The following is an 18,682-nucleotide window of genomic DNA, read 5'->3' on the forward strand; positions in this document are numbered from 1 at the left end:
GTAGTGGTTTAACTATGTTGAATCAGCTGTACACTAGTATTATTTCATGGTTTAAACTATAATTGTTCTTGGGTAGCTTGCTCTGTAGTTATCTTCTTTAATTGTCTCTGGTACATTTCTACTAGTTCACTACTTGTAGTGGCGTCTTCGGGTCTCTTGTCAGGCCTCCACCTTATAAACCTTGGAAATCTAATTGAAATACCAGCATCTGGTTTTATTACTCCTTTTGCACACGTGTGGATTGGTGAGAGTGTTAGTTCTGCACCTATTATCTCGGCTACTAGTACAGGATCTACCCATACATCTGGTTCTATCTCGGCGACTACTCTTGGGTGTTTTCTATCGCGAATATATGGTTTTAACATGTCGGGTAGTTTGTCTAGGTCTTCGTCTTTAAATCCAGATCCAACCTTGCAGACTGTTTCAAATACGTCTTTTTCTTTATTGTAGGCGGCCATTAATAGTGCTCCGTATTTACCTCCCCTCCTACCCTTACCATAGAATGCTCCAACGACAACTAGGTCGACTGTGTCTGCCATTTCGCTCTTGTAGTCTCGTTTATACTTAATCCACAGCCACCCCCTCACACCTGCTTGGTATATTGAATCCTTGTGTATTGCCTTGGCCATTACTCCCTCTACACCATTGCCTATTGCTTCTAGGAAGAATTTTTCTAGTTCTTCTGGGTTGCTTGTCTTAATATACTCTGCAATTGTGAAGTCTTCTGTTTTATCTATTATTTTCTCTAGTGCCTCTCTACGTACTGGTAGTGGTTTGAGAGTATAGTCTTCTCCATTCAAGTATAGTAGGTCGAATAGGAATACTTTGACAGGGTATTCTTTTATTGCTTGGCGGATGTCGTGTTTGCGTTTTCTATGCATTAACTCCTGGAATGGTTTTAACTCGCCTGTATCTGGATCATACACTACTATTTCGCCTTCTACTATTGCTTCATCTGCTTTAATCTTCTCTAGGGCTCTTTCAACGACGTCTGGGTACTGACTAGTAATGTTTTCTAGTCTCCTCGAGTAAATCCAGATTTTATCTCCTTTTTTGTGTATTTGTGCTCTTTCACCATCATACTTGTATTCTACAAAGGCCTCGCCTCCTGTTTTAACGAGTATTTCACGTGGGTCGCTTAGTCTCTCTGCAAGCATTGGTCTTATTGGAACACCTACTTCGGGCTTAATTTTCTTTAATTCCTCTATTCCCTTTGATGCGAGTATTTTTGCTACTTCCCCGAGATCTGATCTCAAGTTATATGCGCGCTCAATAACCGGTCTGTTTGCAACCCCGCCTCCAAATGTAACGGCGAGTGCATCCATAATCGTTGCGTCTCCAATACCAACTCTTAGTTTGCCCTCGACGAATTTAACAATGAATTTTGCTTCTTTAGGAGAAGCGTCTTTGAGTAGGCCGGCTAGTAGTCTAATCTTCAAGTCTTTACTTCCTTCACCCTGAGCCATTGCTATTTTAACGAGTGTATTATAGGTATTTGTTACTGTGAGGCCTGTTGGCTGCTGTGTAAATGCAAATATTGTTAATCCCGTCTGCTTGGATTGAGCGGTTTGTTTTAGTTTCTCGGTTGCTTTCCCTATATCACCTATTTCCTTGGCTGTTTTCTCAACTTCTCTCTCTGAGATATTGCAGGCTAGAGATATTGCTTTAATCAACATTTTCTCTCCAACTCCCAGTTCGGGCATGCCCTTCCAATCAGGCCAGAGAATACCCTGTACCAAGTAGACTACTTTATCAATGATCTCGGGCGGCGTCTGCTTGAATAAATTAACGAGAAATGCAACTAGTTGTGTTCTAGCAGTGACGAGCTCTAATCTCTCAATTGTCTCGACTAGAATGCGGAGCGGCATATCTGGCATTAATCAAACCCCAATAATTAAATTAATCATTAGAAACTAATATAGAAGACTGGCTTGGAAAAACACTAGTGTTTACTTTCGAGAAGCCTCCACTATTAATCTAGGTGCTTTAGACCTAGCTATAAAACCAGCAACTACTCTACCAAGTGTCGAAGCAATAAAAACAGCATTCATCTCCATTAAACCCAGTGAAGCTATTGATGCACCTAGTCTTGTAGCTACAGCAGCTGCTGCGTTAAATGATAGGTTTAATAGTGTTATAAAGTGTACTCTTGACTCCCTCCTCGGCAGGTAAAGCGTGTAGATGTTATTAGCTAAGTTGTAGGCGGCCCATATAAAACCCGAATATGCCTCCATTGCTAGTTGAGCTGGTAGTGTAGATGCATAAATAAAGATTACTGGTACTGGAACAGTGAGGAAAATACCAGTGTACAGAGTCTTCTTAACTCCAATTCTCCTAGATATTTCTCCCCAAACCCTGAATCCAACCGCCTGGCTTAAATTAGCTACTACTGCTTTAAGTGTAATCCAGCTCTCACTACCCTTGAATACCGTTAGCAAGTAGTAGTTCCAGAGTGCACCCGGGAGGTTTACCATGGCCATAAATATAGTTACTAGTTTCAAGTAGTTAGAGGCTTCTTGGCTTCTCGCGATGTATACGTATTCTCTCAGTGCATCCACTGGCTTTACACGTGTTGTCACGGGGTTTAAGTCTTCTAGTAGTGCTAGTAGAATAGTTGATATAATAGAGGAAGCTAGTGCTACACTATACGCTATAGTATATGCTTCCACAGTGTTTAATAAAAGGAAATTAAAGATAACAGTGGCTGTAGCCAGTCCTAGACAACTAGCTAGTAGCGTTAAAGAGTTTAGTGAACTAAAGAACTTGATAGCTCTTTCTCTACTAACCAAGTCTGCACCAACATCCCCAGATGCCAGTCCAGCAATTGAACCCGTAAACTGTGCTGTAGCGATTGACGCCAGGAAAAACGGTGTTTTCGCCTCTATGGGTAGTAAGTGTGTAAATCCTATTATAGCCCACAATATTCTATTCACTGCTCCAAAAAGCTTCCACAACAGAATCCTCTTTCTCCTAAATACAACTAGTAGTAGAGAGCCTACTAGAAATCCAAGACTGACAGAACCTATTTGCAAAGAGACCATTAATCCCAAGAGGTCTACGTTGAAACCAAGTACTTTAATAGCGTATGCCTGGGCGAGAGTAGTAGATATACTAGTAGAATACGTGTATGTTGAGGCTTCAATCCTCCATATATTCAGTATTCTCTCTAAGCGCTTGTCTATCAATCAGCTTGCACCGTTTAATGAGTTAATTGCTAGAATACCACGTCTGCACTGGGCTCGTTTTTCTTTAACTCCGAGACTAGTTTTTCTACTACTTCTTCGATTTTACCTATATTCATCACGTCTAATACAACGTCGAATACGTAGTAGAGTTCTGATACTCCTCTCAGTGTTACTGTGGGTTCTGTTATTAATTCTCCTCTAACTGCCCGGAGGCTTGTTGCTACTATTTCCCTGGCTTTTCCTACATCGTGTGTTTTAGGTATTCTTACTTCGAGTCTAATTGAGACTCCGTAAACACCTGATCTATTAATGATTTTCGAGTGCGCTAGTCTAACATATGGTATGAAAACTCTCTCTCGTCTTAGTGTCTCTATAGTTATACCTAGTGAATTCATTGATGTTACTCTTCCTTGAACACCTTCTATTTCAACCCAATCTCCTACTTTGAATGCTCTTGTATTTCTAACGTAGAGTTCTGAACCAAGGTTTCTAATTACATCTGAAAACATTACTACTATAGCTATTCCAACTGTTAGTAATAGAACGGCGAAGACAAATGGTTCTGTTGATAGAAAACTTATTGCTATTAGCGCTGCCATAGTGTAAACTATTGCTTTAAGGAATAATAGAAATCTCTCGAGGTATTCATACTCTTCTGTTTTAACAAATATTCTAGCGAGTCTATCTAGGTATTTAACAACGAGGTATGTTACAATAACAACTATACTTGCTTGTAAAACCCTTATTAAATACCCTAATACAGCTTCAAACGATACTGGCATTATTCACACCCTCCAAACGGCCTTCTAGCTTCTAGTGAAGCATATGCTCTTTCAGCTAGTGTAAACAGCTTATTTAGTCTATCAATACAGGTTGATAAAGCTTTTTCTGTGGGTGCTACAACAACTATTAAACTACCTTCTTCCAATCTATATGTTAGTGTAGTTGTATACTTTCCTGTTTTATCATATACATAGATAATACCACTACAATCTCTAGTTGCATCTAGTATTTCTTCGAGTGTTATTCCAAGCCGTGCTCTCTTGTAGACCCTGTATGCTTTGATATGGGTGTTTATGAATTCTTTAACTGGTATTTCAATCCACGTGTCAAATCCTAGTAGTGTTCCAATAGAGCAATCAATATAGTGTTTAAACGATATTACCGCGTCAAAACCACACTCTCTACTAATACGTGTTTCAAGAGACTCTGTGAAACCTATAATCATGGGGATTCCGGCCAGTCTAAACTGTTTACCTAGCTCGTATGCTTCACTATCTATGCAATCCCAAACTACTGCAACATCGATTTTTCTATAGTCGATGTTTCTCAGTGATTCTCTTCCAGTTAATACCTCGTCTACTCCTAGTTCACTTGGTTTCTCTACTTGAACGAAGCTTACTAGTGTTATAATGGATTTTTCATCGTGTTTTCTAATTGCTTCTATTAAGAGATTTATTTGTTTACTACAAGTTACTATTAGATACCTCAAAACACGCTCCCTCCATGATTATTAGTAGATGCTAGAGTGATTTATTGTTTAATCTAGTCTAGTTATAATAGCTCTCAATACTATAACTAGTATTTGATGATGAGAACCCGGCAAGAATGAATTGGTGATTAATCAGAGTTATGCTGAGAAAGAGTTAACTAGTTAACTAGAGGTATTGGGTATTCTCTTCTTTCTCTCAATGTATACACTGTATAGTTTTTCAACTATGTGGTTATTAACGTATTTACCGTGTGGTCTGAGGCCGCCAGTAAAGCCTCTGGGTATGTGGAGCAACTCGTGGATTAATACTTTTACTTTGTCTTCACTCGAGAGTTTACTGAAGTTTCTATCTATTACTTCAATAATATACATTGGTTGGAGGCCGAGTACTATTCTCCAAATACTTGGCAACGCGTTTATTCTCGCTAGTGCACGTGACTTGCAGTCAATACAAACAACTATTTTTACTCTCTCAACATCTATTCCCGGGAAATAGTCTCGTAGAGTATATACAATGTCTCGCAGTAGCTCTTCCAGCTCCCTATTGTAGACATATCTCCTTGTTCTACTCAATAACCAACACCACTAACCAGGAAACTAGGTGGGTGTAAGTATATATCTAGTATTTCCATTGTAGACAAGTCTATGTTTCACCTAGAGGTGTTAGAGGAGTGTCTGTGGCTAGGGGGTCATCACGCGTCAGTGCCGGCATGGTTCTTCATCCACTCACTATTATGTATTATATATAGATGTTTTTATCAATGTATTTACATTGAAATCCCCGTCTTTATAAGGGGAGGTGGGCATATACTCGTATAGAGTGAGGGTTGAAGATATAACTATGTTGTCGCTGGAGAAAAATATTGTTGTTAGAAGGGCTGTTAAAACAGATCTACCTGTAATCCAGTATATTCACGACCAGTCTATGAGAGAGCTTGGTAAAGAGGATTCTAGGTGGTTTGAAGCACTATTGAAGTCTAGGTCTAAGAGAATAGTATTCCTTGTTGCACTAGTTGATGGTAGAGTAGCGGGCTACTGCCTTGCATATAGAAAGAAGAACAAGGCCTACATTGAAAACATTGCTGTCGACGGCTCAATGAGGGGTTTGGGGGTAGGAGGAGTATTGCTGAGTGAGACAGAGAGAATGCTTAGAGAAACCGGTGTTGACACTGTTTATTTGAGTGTTAAAGACTGGAATACTGGTGCAATAAACTTCTACTTGAAAAACGGCTACCACATTAAAAACGTTGTTTTATGGTTTACTGCTCCACCAGAGAAAATAGTTTCCATGGATAGTAGTGAGTATAGTGTAGCAGATCTCAACGCATCGAAAATCGGCTCTAAGTTAAGGTATTATGCCTCCACGTGGAGTAGTTTTGTAGACGATGTTGACAGGTCTATCTACAAGAAGAAGCTGTATAGAGCTGAGAGAGCATTAGTAGTTAAACAGGGGAGGAAGAGAGTAGCATTTGCACTGTATAGTGTCAACGATGAGCTGGTAGTTGACACGATATCGCTGTCTTCATTTAACGCACTTGAAGCACTACAAGTACTACTGCATAGCTTGAAGAATATTGGTTTGACCCGTGGAGTTAAATCTATTGAAATACCAGTTGACTCGACAAAGCAGAGCCTGGTGGAGTTGCTTGTTGAATCAGGGTTTAAAATGCACGAGTCTGAATTTCTACTCTATAAGGAACTAGTTGAATCATAGAGTTGCTGTTTACGTGTGTTTAATATATATACATGTATTTACACAGTGAAATATTTATATATTCTCCAAGTCTATACTAGGGTTTAGAGGTGGAATAATGCCATTATCTAATAGAAAAACACGTGGGCTATTAAAACTCCTCGGGGGAGAATTCACACTCAACGATTTTATTTCTAAAACCCAGCTTTCACCAAGCACTGCTAAGAGGTATCTACATGAATTAATACGGAGAGGCTATGTTGTCGAGAGCGGCGGTAAATACATTGTTGCAGAGAAGGGCTTGTTGCTCCTAGAGGGAGAGAGTGTTTCTAGTAGGAGTGTTGGAGAAGAGTATTCATACGTATTTACAAATGAAAACGGTGTACCAATACCGCTCAGAGTAGACTCCCTCGAGAAACTCTACATTGTATTGAAGTATAAGTTGCTACCAGAAAACATTCTCAAATACCACTTGGAAAAAGGCTATTTGCAATCGTGGATTTCAAGTGTACTCGGTGGAACACTACTAGCAAAAAAGATAAACGAGACTAGATCACCAAGCGAGCTACTAGCACTACTCGAAGAATACCTAGGAGTAGAGTAGACACATGTATTATTTTTCAAAAACCAGGAGATTCCTCGCCAATAGCTTCCTGGCAATACTCTCAGCAATACTCCTAGACTTACAGCGAATAATAATCGAGCCGCCATAATCCTCTACTATTACACCGCTTTTCTCCTTAAACTCCAGGACTACATTTTCTGCCTCGTTGTTTTTCACACTTATTAACACATAGTATCCACTAGGATCCCGTCTAGACAGTACTTCTCTGAGAACATCTTGGTTTTTCAACATACCTCCCTTGATTCAACAATATTATTGTTATCGAGTTTAAATTAGTGTTCTATGTGAGAACAGAGTTTTTATAGATGTTACCAATGTGATTAATTACTAGGCGGGATTGCTTTTGACACCCAAAATCAAGCTCTGCATAGAAGATAGTCAAGAAACCATGGTAAACACTAGCTCTGTTATTCAAGTATTAAAACAACCAGTAGAATTCATTAAATACCTACACGGCCGGGGAATAATAAAACACACGGGTACAACTGGAAGCGTCTACACTGTGAAATGGATATATAAGAAGATAATACCCCGCTCAATAACAATAAACCTCTCATTTAGAATAGAAGAATCCTACATATTGATTCTAGGAGTTTCAAAAGAATTCAATTTCACATTGAAAATCACCCTGGAAGAAAAACCAGAAAAAACAATTCTTAAATACCATGGCGAATGCCTTGATAAACTAGAACCATGTAGAAAATTCGTATTAGAATTAATTAACGCATTAAAATCATACATGTTATAGTTTCTCATAGTTGTTACGCAAAGTCTTAAACACCTGCAACCGGGATTAAATCGCCAATGTTGTAGTTTCTTTATGTTGTTACTGGTTATTGTTTTCCCGTAGTGGTTTAAAAATCCTTCTCGTTGAAAATTCCCCCGGTATTGAATGATGGTTTTTATTGTGGTTTAATGGCTAGTTGTGTCTTTTATGAAGTGATTTCCATTGATTGTAGAATCCTATGGTTCCTACTACTGTGCTTACTAGTATTGCTAGTGTGGGATTTAATCCAAGTACTACTAGGGATGTATAGATTATTAGAGCACCGGTTACTGCATACACTCCTGGTAAAATTATAGTAGAGACCACGTAGAATACTGGTGTAAGTACTACTAGCAATACCAGTTGTAGTGTGGAGTCGCTGGTGATCATATGAGCTAGGAAAAACGATGCAGTTAGTGAGATAACGAGTCTAAATAGCGCAAACCCTATTATCAACCCGGCTAATAGCCCTGCGAAAAAGAAGAATAATGAAATCAATATGCTATTCCATGCTAGATATGTATACCTCCACGCGAGATAGCCGAGAAGACCGCCAAACACGAGTGAAACAAGTATTCTCTTCAATTGCACGCCCCACAATGCAATAAGGACTCCTAGAAAAGCAAGAACAATATATGCTGGTATATCAACTCCCGGGTTGCTCATAAAAACCACCATAGTATCCTATATTAAGTAGAATTTAGCTAATAACACTTAAAGACAATACAGTAGTATTTACACAAGAGGAGAGTTAGAAGTGGACAAGTATCTCTTGGAAAAAACAATAAAATATTGTACAACTATTTGTTCAGATGAAAACCTCTATGGAGAACTAATACTGGACTACGAGTGCTACTGGCAATGCCTAGAAGAAAAAACAAAACCCTAAACATCCCCAAAAGAACAAGAATAATAAAACAACTCGTCTTTTGTTCTTCTTTTACGCTCTATTTTTCCTTATTGAGGGGACTTGAAGAAGCTCAAAACTCCGCTCAGAGTAAATTTGCTATACCACTACTAAAACGCTATGCACAAGGCTCATATACGAATATCTCACCAGAAACCAGGTATAAACAAGATATTGAAAACACTATTTAAACACTGTTTCAATCCCCAATCCACTATATTAGCATCTTTAGAGGAAAAACATTCAACTACACACCCACCAGCAGAATTTAGAATCTACAAATTACTCAACGAGTGGAAACACGTAGAGCATAAATAACACTACACATTCATTATCTCGGCGGAATCAACCTCTTAGAAAGATTGCTGATATGTCAATCTTGCAAAGTCGAATCTCGATGGAGAGAAATATTCGAGTATGAATTCAATGAGGGTTGCCTCGAGCTTATGGAAGAACATCTCGATGGAAAACATGGAAGCCTCTTATTACTAGGGACTTTGTAGTAGTGTTGTTTATTCTGGCTTCTTTTTGTCGTTGTTGCTCGTTGTCTTTATGTGGTTTAGTAGTTGGTTTGCTTGTATTGTTACTAGTTGGTTTTTGAGTTTTTCTATTTCTTGGGTCTATGTAGTAGTTGTATGGGTTGTTTGCTAGTAGTTGTTTGAGGTATGTTTCTGCGTATTCGATTATCGTGAGTTTTAATTTCTCCAAAAGCGTTTCTTACTAGCACCTAGATATTTCATGTCTTTCTAGTCTCTTCGTCTAAGTTATTTTAGAAAGACCATATTGAATAGCTAGAAGTGATCTAGCATATGCAACCAATTAATAACAATAATCCCTAATTACAACCACGCTATATAGTTAAGTACTGTGAGAAATAACATATCTTGGTTCCATTGTGTTTAATACAAGCTATTCTTAGAACTACGATGGAAATTACACGTAGTGTAGACTAGTGATTAGATCACACCAACAAGAAGTAGAAGTCCTCGAGATAGGTTTATTTAAAGCAATACGAGTATAGTACTTGGAGTTGTTTCTGTGAGGTAATTGAGGTTAGACTATAAAATATTTAAGACATTATTATCCAATAACCAAATAGTGTGTGTTGATGTATAGAGATCCTATGATATTGTAGGGTGTTTGCAGATTATGCAAATACATGGAAAACCATTTAAAATCGCCATTGTTTTAGCAATCATACTTGTTTCTAGCCTCATACTCTTCGTCTATTCATCTATATTTACCTATAGATGGATAAGTGGAAACATCAACGTATATCCTCCACTTGTATGGTTTGCAGATCCCGGCACACCCGGTGTCAATGTATCCCTAGAAAACCAGGGTACAAGGGCCTCTGTAATAGTTAACACACCAGGTTTAGATATAGTTCTAGACAAGAGAAACGCTATATTCTACGAAACCTTTGATACAGACCCAATAGGGAAAAATATCACCGTTTTAAGTTGTAACTGGAACTGTAGATGGGTATGGGATTGGTGGTGGGGGTGGAGGCAGGTCTGTAGTGGTTGGAACTGGGATCCAAATAGAAAAGCTTTGTTTATAACAGCAAATACGTCTACTACATATTATGGTGGTGAATGTATGGTTGTTGCAAATATAGATGTTAGTCAATATGCTTCTATGGGTAGAAGAATATATGTAGCAACACTGGTTTTGCGATCTGATTTTTCTTCTTCAGGGACGTATTACTTCGACGCTGTTTATATTAATACAACCCTATCTAGGCTCTATACAATAGGCTATGAAAACGTGCCGCAAATGGCTAGAACAGGTGATAGCATATCGTCCAAGGTGTTTTACTGGGCTAGTAATACAGGTTGGAGATCGATTGCTCGGAGATCTCTCGGTATAAGTAATACTACAGAGTATGAATATCTAAGTTATATTGTTTCATGGATAGATTTTTCTTCTTGGTATGCATATCACTGGAATGAAACTGTGATAAACACTGGAAGTATTGGCTCCACTTATAGATTTATTCCTAATCGTGTTGGTGTAGGCTACATTACTAGTACTACTAGTGTTACTGGAACAGTGTATTTCGATAACCTGGTTGTTACAGTTGATGCTCCTCCATGGTTTGTTAATGTAACCAATGTTCCAAGGGGCTGGAGGGTTGTTTTGAAAAATGCTACTGGAGGTATTGTTTCACAAGCTGTAGCTAGTGGTGATGGTGTTGCATCTCTTAGTGTTGCTCCTCCCCTAGTAGATCTCACACTATACCCTAACTATAGAGATGGCTTTATAATTACTAATGGAGTTATAGAGGTCTACGATGATAAAGGCAGTCTCGTTGTTTCGAGACGATTCGACTATGTTGTTGGAGGCGATGTGTATAGACTCAATGGTTTTCGTGGTTATGTTCTCAGAATAGACTCTGAGGCTACTCGGTCTTTCCAGGCTCAACTAGTTCTTGCACAATTCGTAGACTGCGGCAGTAGCTATATATACGTATACCTCGTGAACACATCGTATACCTCTTCAACACCTATTGAAATCTATAGAGGAATAATGTTTTCTCAAAATACAAGTATTATCAATATGACGAGGTATATAAATAACGTCGCTGGATATATATACGCTGATGCCTACCTACCTAGTCAATCTAGGTGTAGTCTACTAGTAGAATTCAGATATAGCTTTAGCAACTGGTCTACCCTTGGAATCAACACTGTTAATATAACTTTTATTGGTGTATAGAAGATACCTGTGATAGAAAGAAATCCATAATATACTGGTCTCTTTAGCAATACTTCTTTCCTAAAATCATTGATTAAACTCTGTATGTGAAACTGTATGATAAGAGCTATGAGAAATACATAAAGCCAGAACTAACCTACTTCACAGAAAGCCTTGAGAACTTGGAGTTACAAAATACACCCTAAAGGACTCTACATCAAGTCAACCCAGTATTTGTAGGCCTACCAAGGGAGCTAAATACCATCTTGAAAAATACACTATTTTGATATCAGGGTGCAACCCTCTGCAAGCCTTTACACCATGATCGCAAAACAATGTATTACACGAAAATTTTACAAAATATACATCCCCACAGACCAGTTTGCTCAGAGCCGGTTATTCCATAGCCAAAAAAAGATCAAGAGTTTAGATAACGTTATAAAACAATGAAATACCGTCAACTAGACAAGTTCAAGACGTAAATAGGAATCTCATACCAACAGAAAAGCCTCTAGTTCTAAGACAGCGTGATAAACACTTTTTCTAGAATCACGATCCAGAAATAGGGTAGAAAACAATGAATGATGAGTGGAATGAGTCCAGGGCTTTGTCATCACCGTCTTAAAAGCCAGTTTAATGCTTAGAAGGCTATGTTTCCAATTCTGCGGAGGGTGGCTGGTGTGAAGCTGTCTGAACTGGTTGATGTAATAGAACGATTAATTGAATTCGTGAAAAGACATCCAATATACACACTGATAGCAGTGTTAAGTTTTCCATTTCTAGTAGTTGTCATTATCCCTATACTTCTAGCTCTATTGTTCATCCAGACGTATATACCACTATTAGAGTTATACGCCAAATACCAAGCAGTAGCCCAATGGGCTTGGACAGTCTTCACGAACATGCTCTGGATTATAGCTGCATGGGTCTTACTCTTCAATGGTGCCCTCGCTCTATACATGCATTTCGTGGTCAAGCCATATCTATCAAGACTACAGTCTAAAGAAAACGAGAAAACAATGAAAACAGAATAGAAAATGAAATTTTTACATGTTAATACCTACTTTGTTTAAACCACACTTTGTACTTCTAGAAATACCTGAATACTTCTCGAAGCTCCTCTTCTAGGTCTTTCTGGGTGTAGCCAAGGTAGTACTTCGAGGTGTTGTAGTAGCGAAGAATAAAAGTACTGCTGTAAAAGTAGTAAATCCATAGACCAGATTGTACAAGCAGTCTATTCTAAAAGAACCTATTAGTAGATTAATACCTGTTATCAATAAAGCTAAAAATACCCAGAGGGAAAATGTAGTGAGGAGTATTCTCCAAACACCTATGTATAAGAGAATTACTATATTAACTGAGGAAGACTACGAAGTATTGAAATGTAAATCTAGAATACTGGGTGTTTACTGGTGTTATAATACTTGGAGAGAATTCTGTCGAAGTGTAAAATAGGCGGAAAAGGCAAGACTAAGTTAAAAAATAGAGCAGTGTTTCAATATATCTAACGCTTGAATTTTCTTAAGGGTATGTATGATGCTACTTTGAGGCCGATTTCATTAGCTACTTTTATAGCGTTGAAGACGTGTTCAGGTGTAACTTTGTAGGGTTTGTTGTGTATTGTTTCACCGGGGGCTGTAGCCCTTTTAGCAACTTCCATTAAATCACTATCATCTATATCTCCAAATCCTAGTTCCTCGAGGGTTATTGGTAGTCCAACTCTATGACCAAACTCCATTATCCTGACTATTTCTTCTCGTGGATAGCCATCCATAACCATTTCCGCTAGCACTCCAAAGAATACTAGTTCACCATGGTATGGAAATTCCCTACCTCTAGCATGGTATTTAGGTTCTAAAACTGTAAACCCATTGTATATAGAGTGAGCACCTGCTAAACCTCCACATTCAAAAGCTACTTGACTTAGTAGAGTAGTAGCTTCAACAACGGCTTCAAGAGCTGGTGTAACTACCATTTTCTCTACAGATTCAATCGCTTGTTCACCATATGTAAATAAAATGTCTACCATAAGCTGTTGTGCTGCTGATAGATAGTAAAGTTGGTTTTCCAAGTATAGGTTTCACGAGGAGATTATTTGCACCCACTCTTACAGCAGATGGAACCTCTGTATACTTACCCATTGCATCTCCTATACCACACGTTAATAACCGTGGAGGCGACTCTGTAATTACTTTTGTATCTACAATTACAGCATCCGGGTTTTTAGGATAAAACCTGTACTCCTTAAATACATGGTTACATGTATAGATAACAGCTACAGCACTGCAAGGAGCATCTGTAGATGCAACAGTTGGTACAATAATTACCGGTACACCTAGTTTATACGCTGAATCTTTAGCTGTATCTATAGCTTTACCACCACCAACTCCTATAACAGCATCACATGAATTAGCTCTTGCTATTTCAATGAGTCTATTTATTTCTTCATCGCAGCTTTCAGGACCACAAGGAGTACGCCCAAAATATTCCTTTACATAGTCTATTCCTTCCGCTTCAAGTGATTTAAATAATCCATGTTTTTCAACACTACCAAGAGCTCTAGTACCACCAAATACAAGTGGTTTACGTATTTTAAGCTCTTTTAATATTTTACCCATGTATTCGCCGAGTACACCAGGACCTTGAATATATCTAGATGGAGCTCCAAAAGTCTTTACGTAGGAACTAATAGGGGTATACCAAAGCTTCATTACATCCCCCGTTTTATATAAACTAAACCATTAACTAATAAATATTTCTAAACTTACAATTGATGGTAAAAATTGAAAAACCAACACGATAAAATTTCTACAGTAGTTGAAAATAAAATAGAGTACAAAAACGTTATGAATTTTATTTGATACAGTTGGGTAATCGTCAATTATGTCTTCTAGCCCATCTATTTCGTGTCGATGAATTGATGTTATTTGTGGTGTGTGTTTTTAAACTATTTTTACATTGTTTTTACTGTGGGAGTATGAATAGACTCTATGTAGTATTCTTGTTGTTGCTAGTATTAACTAGTGCATCAATACCTATACTGTCTATTACTCCTGTTGGCGGCCGTGTACGTGTTGTAGTATTGAGTGTTGACGCAATGAGATATGATCACTTGATGGAGCTCGTCGCCCAGGGCAAACTACCAAATATCTCTAGAATTATTACTAGTGGTTTATTCGGAGAAATGATTGTTGTATATCCTACTGCTACAGCTGTCAGCCATGCTGCTATTGCTACTGGTGTTCCACCAGGTGTTAATGGCATTACTGGCAATTCAATCCACCTTCCAAATACTAGTATTACCTCCACTGTGTCTGGTTTTAGTGGATTCTACCTCACAGCTGAACCAATATGGGTTACAGTCGACAAGGCTGGATTGAAATCTATAGTTGCATCATTCCCCCAGAGCACACCACCAGCATGGAATGTATCTTCAGCAATACTATTCAATATATACGATGCATCCGCTCCATTCACATATTCAACACTATATACAACAAATAGAAATATCTCGGGAGCAACATACATAGAATTCAAAGAAGCAGGGAATTGGACGAATGTAGATAGAGTATTTGGATCAGTAGCGGGCGCACTCGAATCCACTATTAAAATCGGCGATACAACATGGTATCTATACCTAGCTGATTTAAACGGTGATGGAAAGTACGATAAACTAGCAATTACACCAGAAAAAGACCTGGCTAAAGCATATACAATACTAAATGAGGGAGAGTGGAGCGAACCAATCAATACAACAGTGATATATGCAAATAAAACCTACACTATTGCACCATTACTTAAAGCACTAAAACTAAACCCAATCGAAGACTTTAGACTATACCGTGGTACAACACGGCCGCTAGAAGGATCATGGTTTAACAATGAAACAATTACTCGAGAAGTATGGAACAACGTAGTAGTTAAAACAGGAACATTTACAGATGGAGACTACTATGGATTATCACGCAGATGGTTTGACGAGGAAACCTACATGGAGACAGTATACTATACAAACCTGTTCTTCAAAGAATTCACACTATACATGATCAAGAATTATGACTGGGACCTAGTAATGTCGTATACACCAGTAGTAGACAATGTATACCACCAATTCCTAGGGTTAACAGACCCTACAACACCATACTACAACCCCGACAAAGCAGAATACTACTGGAGCCTCATTGAGAGAACATATAAAATGATCGATGAATTCGTCGGCGAGATAATTGAAAACATTGATTTATCCAACACAGTATTCATGCTTATATCAGACCACGGCCAATACCCAGTTAAGAAAACAATATATGTAAACGGCATATTATTAAACAATGGATACATCACAGTAGACACAGCATTCAAAGTAGTAGTAAACGAGACAAAAGCCTATATGACATACCACGGACACATATTTGTAAACCTAGAGGGAAGAGAATTAAATGGCATTGTACCACGCAGTGAATACGAAAACATTGTTCAATCAATAATCAACCTGTTGAGATCATATAGAGACCCAGATACAGGAGAACCAGTCTTCGACCTCGTTATAACTAGAAATGAAAGCAGTATTATAGGCTTGGGAGGAGAGAGAACAGGAGACATTGTCTTCGCCTTGAAGCCAGGATATGTTAGTTCAACAACTCTAAAGAAAAACCCGGCCACTGGTAGAGCAGTCGAGGTAGAAGTAGTTACACCATTCGTGTCTGCAACGGGAGACCATGGCCCAGTACTACCACACTATAGAGAGCTAAAAGCAGTATTCATAGCAGTAGGCGCCAATATTAGAGGAGGATACCTCGGCGAAGTATCATCACTACAAATAGCTCCAACAATAGCTAGAATACTGAGAATCAACCCACCACCCAGCGCCGTGAAACCACCAGTATTCAACATATACGAGAAAGCAATAACAACTACTACAACCGAGACAAAAACAGAAGTTAAAACCATAACTACAATAGAAACATTAACCAGTATAGTAGCCACTACAATAACAACTACAAGCCATGCAACCACAACACACACAGTAACCCAGACAGAGACAAAAACAACAACAATAACTACAACCATTAGAGAACTAGATACAACAACCACAATAACAGTAGCAATAATAACACTAGTAATAGGATTAGCAGTAGGCTACATTCTATCAAGAAAAAGATAGTTTTTTCTCTCCACTACAAATCCATGTTTTTTCTCTTACACAAATCCTCTCAGAGTGGCTACATGTCTTTCCAATTAGAAATGAAGTTGTTTCTATTAGTAAATCCACTTTGCCAGCGACAAGCAATGTGAAACTATTTAACTAAGCGAGGTCTTCACAGTGTTTAGTAGTGTCTTACTTCTATTATTCCAGCGCCTTTTCTCGGTGTATTTAATTTTATTTTGTTTCGACCAGCTAGTTCTACCTCTATGTCTCCTCCTATTTTCCTGGTTTCTTTAATTGGGATTGGAGAGTGTATTATTGTTTGTTTTTCATAGCCGTGGTTTATTGTTATTAAAATATTGCTTTCTCTTCCCTTGTATACGACTACTTCTACTTCTGGGTTTTCACATGTATACGGTCTTTCAATGTCTTCTTCTATCGCTATAGACTCGTATATTCTATGGTGGTTTCTACTCCACTCTACTACTTCTTGTCTAGCTATTACTGTTTCTATTGGTATTAGTGAGAGATACACTACGCCGCTACCCCTTCTAGTTTTAAATAATACTGGATTCCCCCTGCCATCTACCGCTAGTACTTCTGCATCTATGGGCTTGGCTAGAAACGTATATACTGGTTCATTAATCCACAATTCTAATCTATCACCACTAGTGAACACACCAAAATCCCTTACAAACTCTATTGTTGTTAAACCATGTAGTCTATACCCTGTAGAACCAGCCTCGAGAATATTTTCCACACCGAAAAACTCAATCCATAAATGCATCGGTGCTTCATGTAGAGCTCTAAGAAAACCAATACCTCTCAATAGAGAAGTATATACAACACCACCACTCTCAACGTAGTTTAAGAGCCTTCTCCACGTAGAAGACAGTGCAACTATTACAGAAGGCATAATAATAAACTTCCTGGTTTTCAAAGCCTTTTCAATATCTAACTCATATATCATAGATGATTGTATACCAGCACTAGAAGCCAATATATACGCAACAATCAACGGCTGTATCAATGACTGAAAATCAACGACGTTTCTATACCATACAAATTCATAATCTCTAAATAAATAGAATGGGGCAACAATAGATGCAGTTATAAACCTATTAAACTCTCTATGTAAACCCATTTTCTCTACTTCTTCGAGAACTCTAGAAAACTCCTTTACAACTCTAGTAGCGGGTTTTAACGAGCCATTTTTTCTAATTAATCCAAAACCTAGTTCTAGAGGTCTCCACTCGTATGGAGGATCAGACTCGTCTGGAAAATCGGAAAAACACCATATAAAAGCTCCACTTGCACCATGAGCTAACGCCGAATATAATACTTCGTTTATAAATCTTGCTTGAGATTCTTCTGAGAATTGATAAGTACTAAATCCAAATTCTTCTAGAATTACGGGTAAATCACCATCGTTTGAATACAGCTCTAACATAGCGCTATAAGTATATCCATGTCTAACAATATCGCTATCATAGAGGTAAAGGTGGAGGCCGACATAGTCGACGAGATCTCTAACATTAGGTGTTTCCTGCATATATCCATCTATTAAATCACCAGATGAAACAACATGGTTCAAATCAATACTTTTAACAGTTTTAGAAAAAGCCCTCAAAAATGCAAGTGCTTCTTCTCTACTCTCAGCTTTTTTAACAAGACTAATCTCATTACTTAAAATCCATCCACCAATACTATTGTAATCCTTGAATTTTCCAACAATAGTTTCAATAAACCTACATGTTTTTTCAATACTCGGTGGAGTATAGAGTTCTTCTGGTTTAGACCATGGAATCCTCCAATTCTTACCACTCATATGACCAACTAGAAAGCTTGCAAATCCAATAATACCATAATATTCTAGAATTCTAAGAAATCTATCAAGTTTTTCAAGTGAATCCATATATACACTAGCATTTTCATCTGCAAAATCCTCGTTTTTAATAAAAAACCTCACTACTCTTATACCGAGTTCCTTTATGAGTTTTACATCTTCAATAATATCGGCTTCGCTCCAATCCCTCCACATTCTAATATTTAGTTTCCGGGGCCAATAGTTTACACCGAGTAGGAATTTAAATTCACCATTAGTTAGTATTATACTTCCCTTTCTCTCGGTTTTCACAAAACCACCTAGACCAGTAAAATATCCTTAGTAC

Annotated in this window: 19 protein-coding genes; 8 read left to right on the top strand and 11 right to left on the bottom strand. The window is 38.1% G+C overall.

What is annotated here, in order from left to right; translation table 11 throughout:
* Positions 1–56: 56 nt before the first annotated feature.
* The 5 genes from ACZ5YP_RS01850 to ACZ5YP_RS01870 all read right to left on the bottom strand — a co-directional run bounded on the left by ACZ5YP_RS01850 (position 57) and on the right by ACZ5YP_RS01870 (position 5,250).
* Positions 57–1,868, bottom strand: coding sequence for an ATP-dependent DNA ligase (locus ACZ5YP_RS01850; RefSeq protein ID WP_464835935.1), 1,812 nt, complete (start codon positions 1,866–1,868; stop codon positions 57–59).
* An 81-nt stretch (positions 1,869–1,949) separates the two neighbouring features.
* Positions 1,950–3,185 (bottom strand): MFS transporter, encoded by a 1,236-nt coding sequence (locus ACZ5YP_RS01855; protein ID WP_464835559.1) that lies wholly within the window; start codon positions 3,183–3,185, stop codon positions 1,950–1,952.
* A gap of 29 nt (positions 3,186–3,214) precedes the next feature.
* A complete protein-coding gene (locus tag ACZ5YP_RS01860) occupies positions 3,215–3,967 on the bottom strand; it encodes a mechanosensitive ion channel family protein (protein WP_464835560.1) in 753 nt (250 codons plus the stop codon).
* A complete protein-coding gene (locus ACZ5YP_RS01865) occupies positions 3,967–4,677 on the bottom strand; it encodes a hypothetical protein (RefSeq protein WP_464835561.1) in 711 nt (236 codons plus the stop codon). The genes ACZ5YP_RS01860 and ACZ5YP_RS01865 overlap by 1 nt, the downstream gene beginning before the upstream one ends.
* 162 nt (positions 4,678–4,839) lie before the next feature.
* Positions 4,840–5,250 carry a putative metallopeptidase gene (locus ACZ5YP_RS01870; protein WP_464835562.1) on the bottom strand — a complete coding sequence of 137 codons (411 nt, stop codon included), beginning with the start codon at positions 5,248–5,250 and terminating at the stop codon, positions 4,840–4,842.
* A gap of 226 nt (positions 5,251–5,476) precedes the next feature.
* Between ACZ5YP_RS01870 and ACZ5YP_RS01875 the strand changes: the two genes are divergently transcribed.
* Both ACZ5YP_RS01875 and ACZ5YP_RS01880 read left to right on the top strand, forming a co-directional pair.
* The gene (locus tag ACZ5YP_RS01875) at positions 5,477–6,391 is read left to right on the top strand and encodes an N-acetyltransferase family protein (RefSeq protein WP_464835563.1); all 915 of its coding nucleotides are present in this window, start codon (positions 5,477–5,479) and stop codon (positions 6,389–6,391) included.
* A gap of 97 nt (positions 6,392–6,488) precedes the next feature.
* Complete coding sequence (locus tag ACZ5YP_RS01880; protein ID WP_464835564.1) at positions 6,489–6,974, top strand: helix-turn-helix domain-containing protein; 486 nt, start codon at positions 6,489–6,491, stop codon at positions 6,972–6,974.
* A gap of 9 nt (positions 6,975–6,983) precedes the next feature.
* Here ACZ5YP_RS01880 and ACZ5YP_RS01885 read toward each other — a convergent pair whose 3' ends face one another.
* Positions 6,984–7,226 carry a hypothetical protein gene (locus ACZ5YP_RS01885; protein WP_464835565.1) on the bottom strand — a complete coding sequence of 81 codons (243 nt, stop codon included), beginning with the start codon at positions 7,224–7,226 and terminating at the stop codon, positions 6,984–6,986.
* Between the two features lie 112 nt (positions 7,227–7,338).
* Here ACZ5YP_RS01885 and ACZ5YP_RS01890 point away from each other — a divergent pair, with 112 nt between their 5' ends.
* A complete protein-coding gene (locus ACZ5YP_RS01890; RefSeq protein WP_464835566.1) occupies positions 7,339–7,743 on the top strand; it encodes a hypothetical protein in 405 nt (134 codons plus the stop codon).
* Between the two features lie 171 nt (positions 7,744–7,914).
* Here ACZ5YP_RS01890 and ACZ5YP_RS01895 read toward each other — a convergent pair whose 3' ends face one another.
* A complete protein-coding gene (locus ACZ5YP_RS01895) occupies positions 7,915–8,427 on the bottom strand; it encodes a hypothetical protein (RefSeq protein ID WP_464835567.1) in 513 nt (170 codons plus the stop codon).
* A gap of 91 nt (positions 8,428–8,518) precedes the next feature.
* Here ACZ5YP_RS01895 and ACZ5YP_RS01900 point away from each other — a divergent pair, with 91 nt between their 5' ends.
* Positions 8,519–8,650: a hypothetical protein gene (locus tag ACZ5YP_RS01900; RefSeq protein ID WP_464835568.1), complete on the top strand. Its 132-nt coding sequence runs from the start codon at positions 8,519–8,521 to the stop codon at positions 8,648–8,650.
* A gap of 462 nt (positions 8,651–9,112) precedes the next feature.
* On the opposite strand, the gene ACZ5YP_RS01905 is transcribed toward ACZ5YP_RS01900, so the two are convergent.
* On the bottom strand, positions 9,113–9,376 hold the full coding sequence (locus ACZ5YP_RS01905; protein ID WP_464835569.1) for a hypothetical protein: 264 nt from the start codon (positions 9,374–9,376) through the stop codon (positions 9,113–9,115).
* Between the two features lie 432 nt (positions 9,377–9,808).
* Between ACZ5YP_RS01905 and ACZ5YP_RS01910 the strand changes: the two genes are divergently transcribed.
* The 3 genes from ACZ5YP_RS01910 (at position 9,809) to ACZ5YP_RS01920 (ending at position 12,823) form a co-directional block, all read left to right on the top strand.
* On the top strand, positions 9,809–11,389 hold the full coding sequence (locus ACZ5YP_RS01910) for a hypothetical protein (RefSeq protein WP_464835570.1): 1,581 nt from the start codon (positions 9,809–9,811) through the stop codon (positions 11,387–11,389).
* 659 nt (positions 11,390–12,048) lie between these two features.
* Complete coding sequence (locus tag ACZ5YP_RS01915; protein ID WP_464835571.1) at positions 12,049–12,402, top strand: hypothetical protein; 354 nt, start codon at positions 12,049–12,051, stop codon at positions 12,400–12,402.
* A 274-nt stretch (positions 12,403–12,676) separates the two neighbouring features.
* On the top strand, positions 12,677–12,823 hold the full coding sequence (locus ACZ5YP_RS01920; protein ID WP_464835572.1) for a hypothetical protein: 147 nt from the start codon (positions 12,677–12,679) through the stop codon (positions 12,821–12,823).
* Between the two features lie 49 nt (positions 12,824–12,872).
* Here ACZ5YP_RS01920 and ACZ5YP_RS01925 read toward each other — a convergent pair whose 3' ends face one another.
* The gene (locus tag ACZ5YP_RS01925) at positions 12,873–13,397 is read right to left on the bottom strand and encodes a dehydroquinate synthase/iron-containing alcohol dehydrogenase family protein (RefSeq protein ID WP_464835573.1); all 525 of its coding nucleotides are present in this window, start codon (positions 13,395–13,397) and stop codon (positions 12,873–12,875) included.
* Positions 13,369–14,079: an iron-containing alcohol dehydrogenase gene (locus tag ACZ5YP_RS01930; protein ID WP_464835574.1), complete on the bottom strand. Its 711-nt coding sequence runs from the start codon at positions 14,077–14,079 to the stop codon at positions 13,369–13,371. The genes ACZ5YP_RS01925 and ACZ5YP_RS01930 overlap by 29 nt, the downstream gene beginning before the upstream one ends.
* A 266-nt stretch (positions 14,080–14,345) precedes the next feature.
* Between ACZ5YP_RS01930 and ACZ5YP_RS01935 the strand changes: the two genes are divergently transcribed.
* Entirely contained in the window at positions 14,346–16,529 is a 2,184-nt protein-coding gene (locus tag ACZ5YP_RS01935) for an alkaline phosphatase family protein (protein WP_464835575.1), read from the top strand.
* Positions 16,530–16,692: 163 nt separating this feature from the next.
* On the opposite strand, the gene ACZ5YP_RS01940 is transcribed toward ACZ5YP_RS01935, so the two are convergent.
* The gene (locus tag ACZ5YP_RS01940; protein WP_464835576.1) at positions 16,693–18,648 is read right to left on the bottom strand and encodes a glycoside hydrolase 5 family protein; all 1,956 of its coding nucleotides are present in this window, start codon (positions 18,646–18,648) and stop codon (positions 16,693–16,695) included.
* Positions 18,649–18,682: the final 34 nt, after the last annotated feature.

This window comes from Sulfophobococcus zilligii (assembly GCF_055398255.1).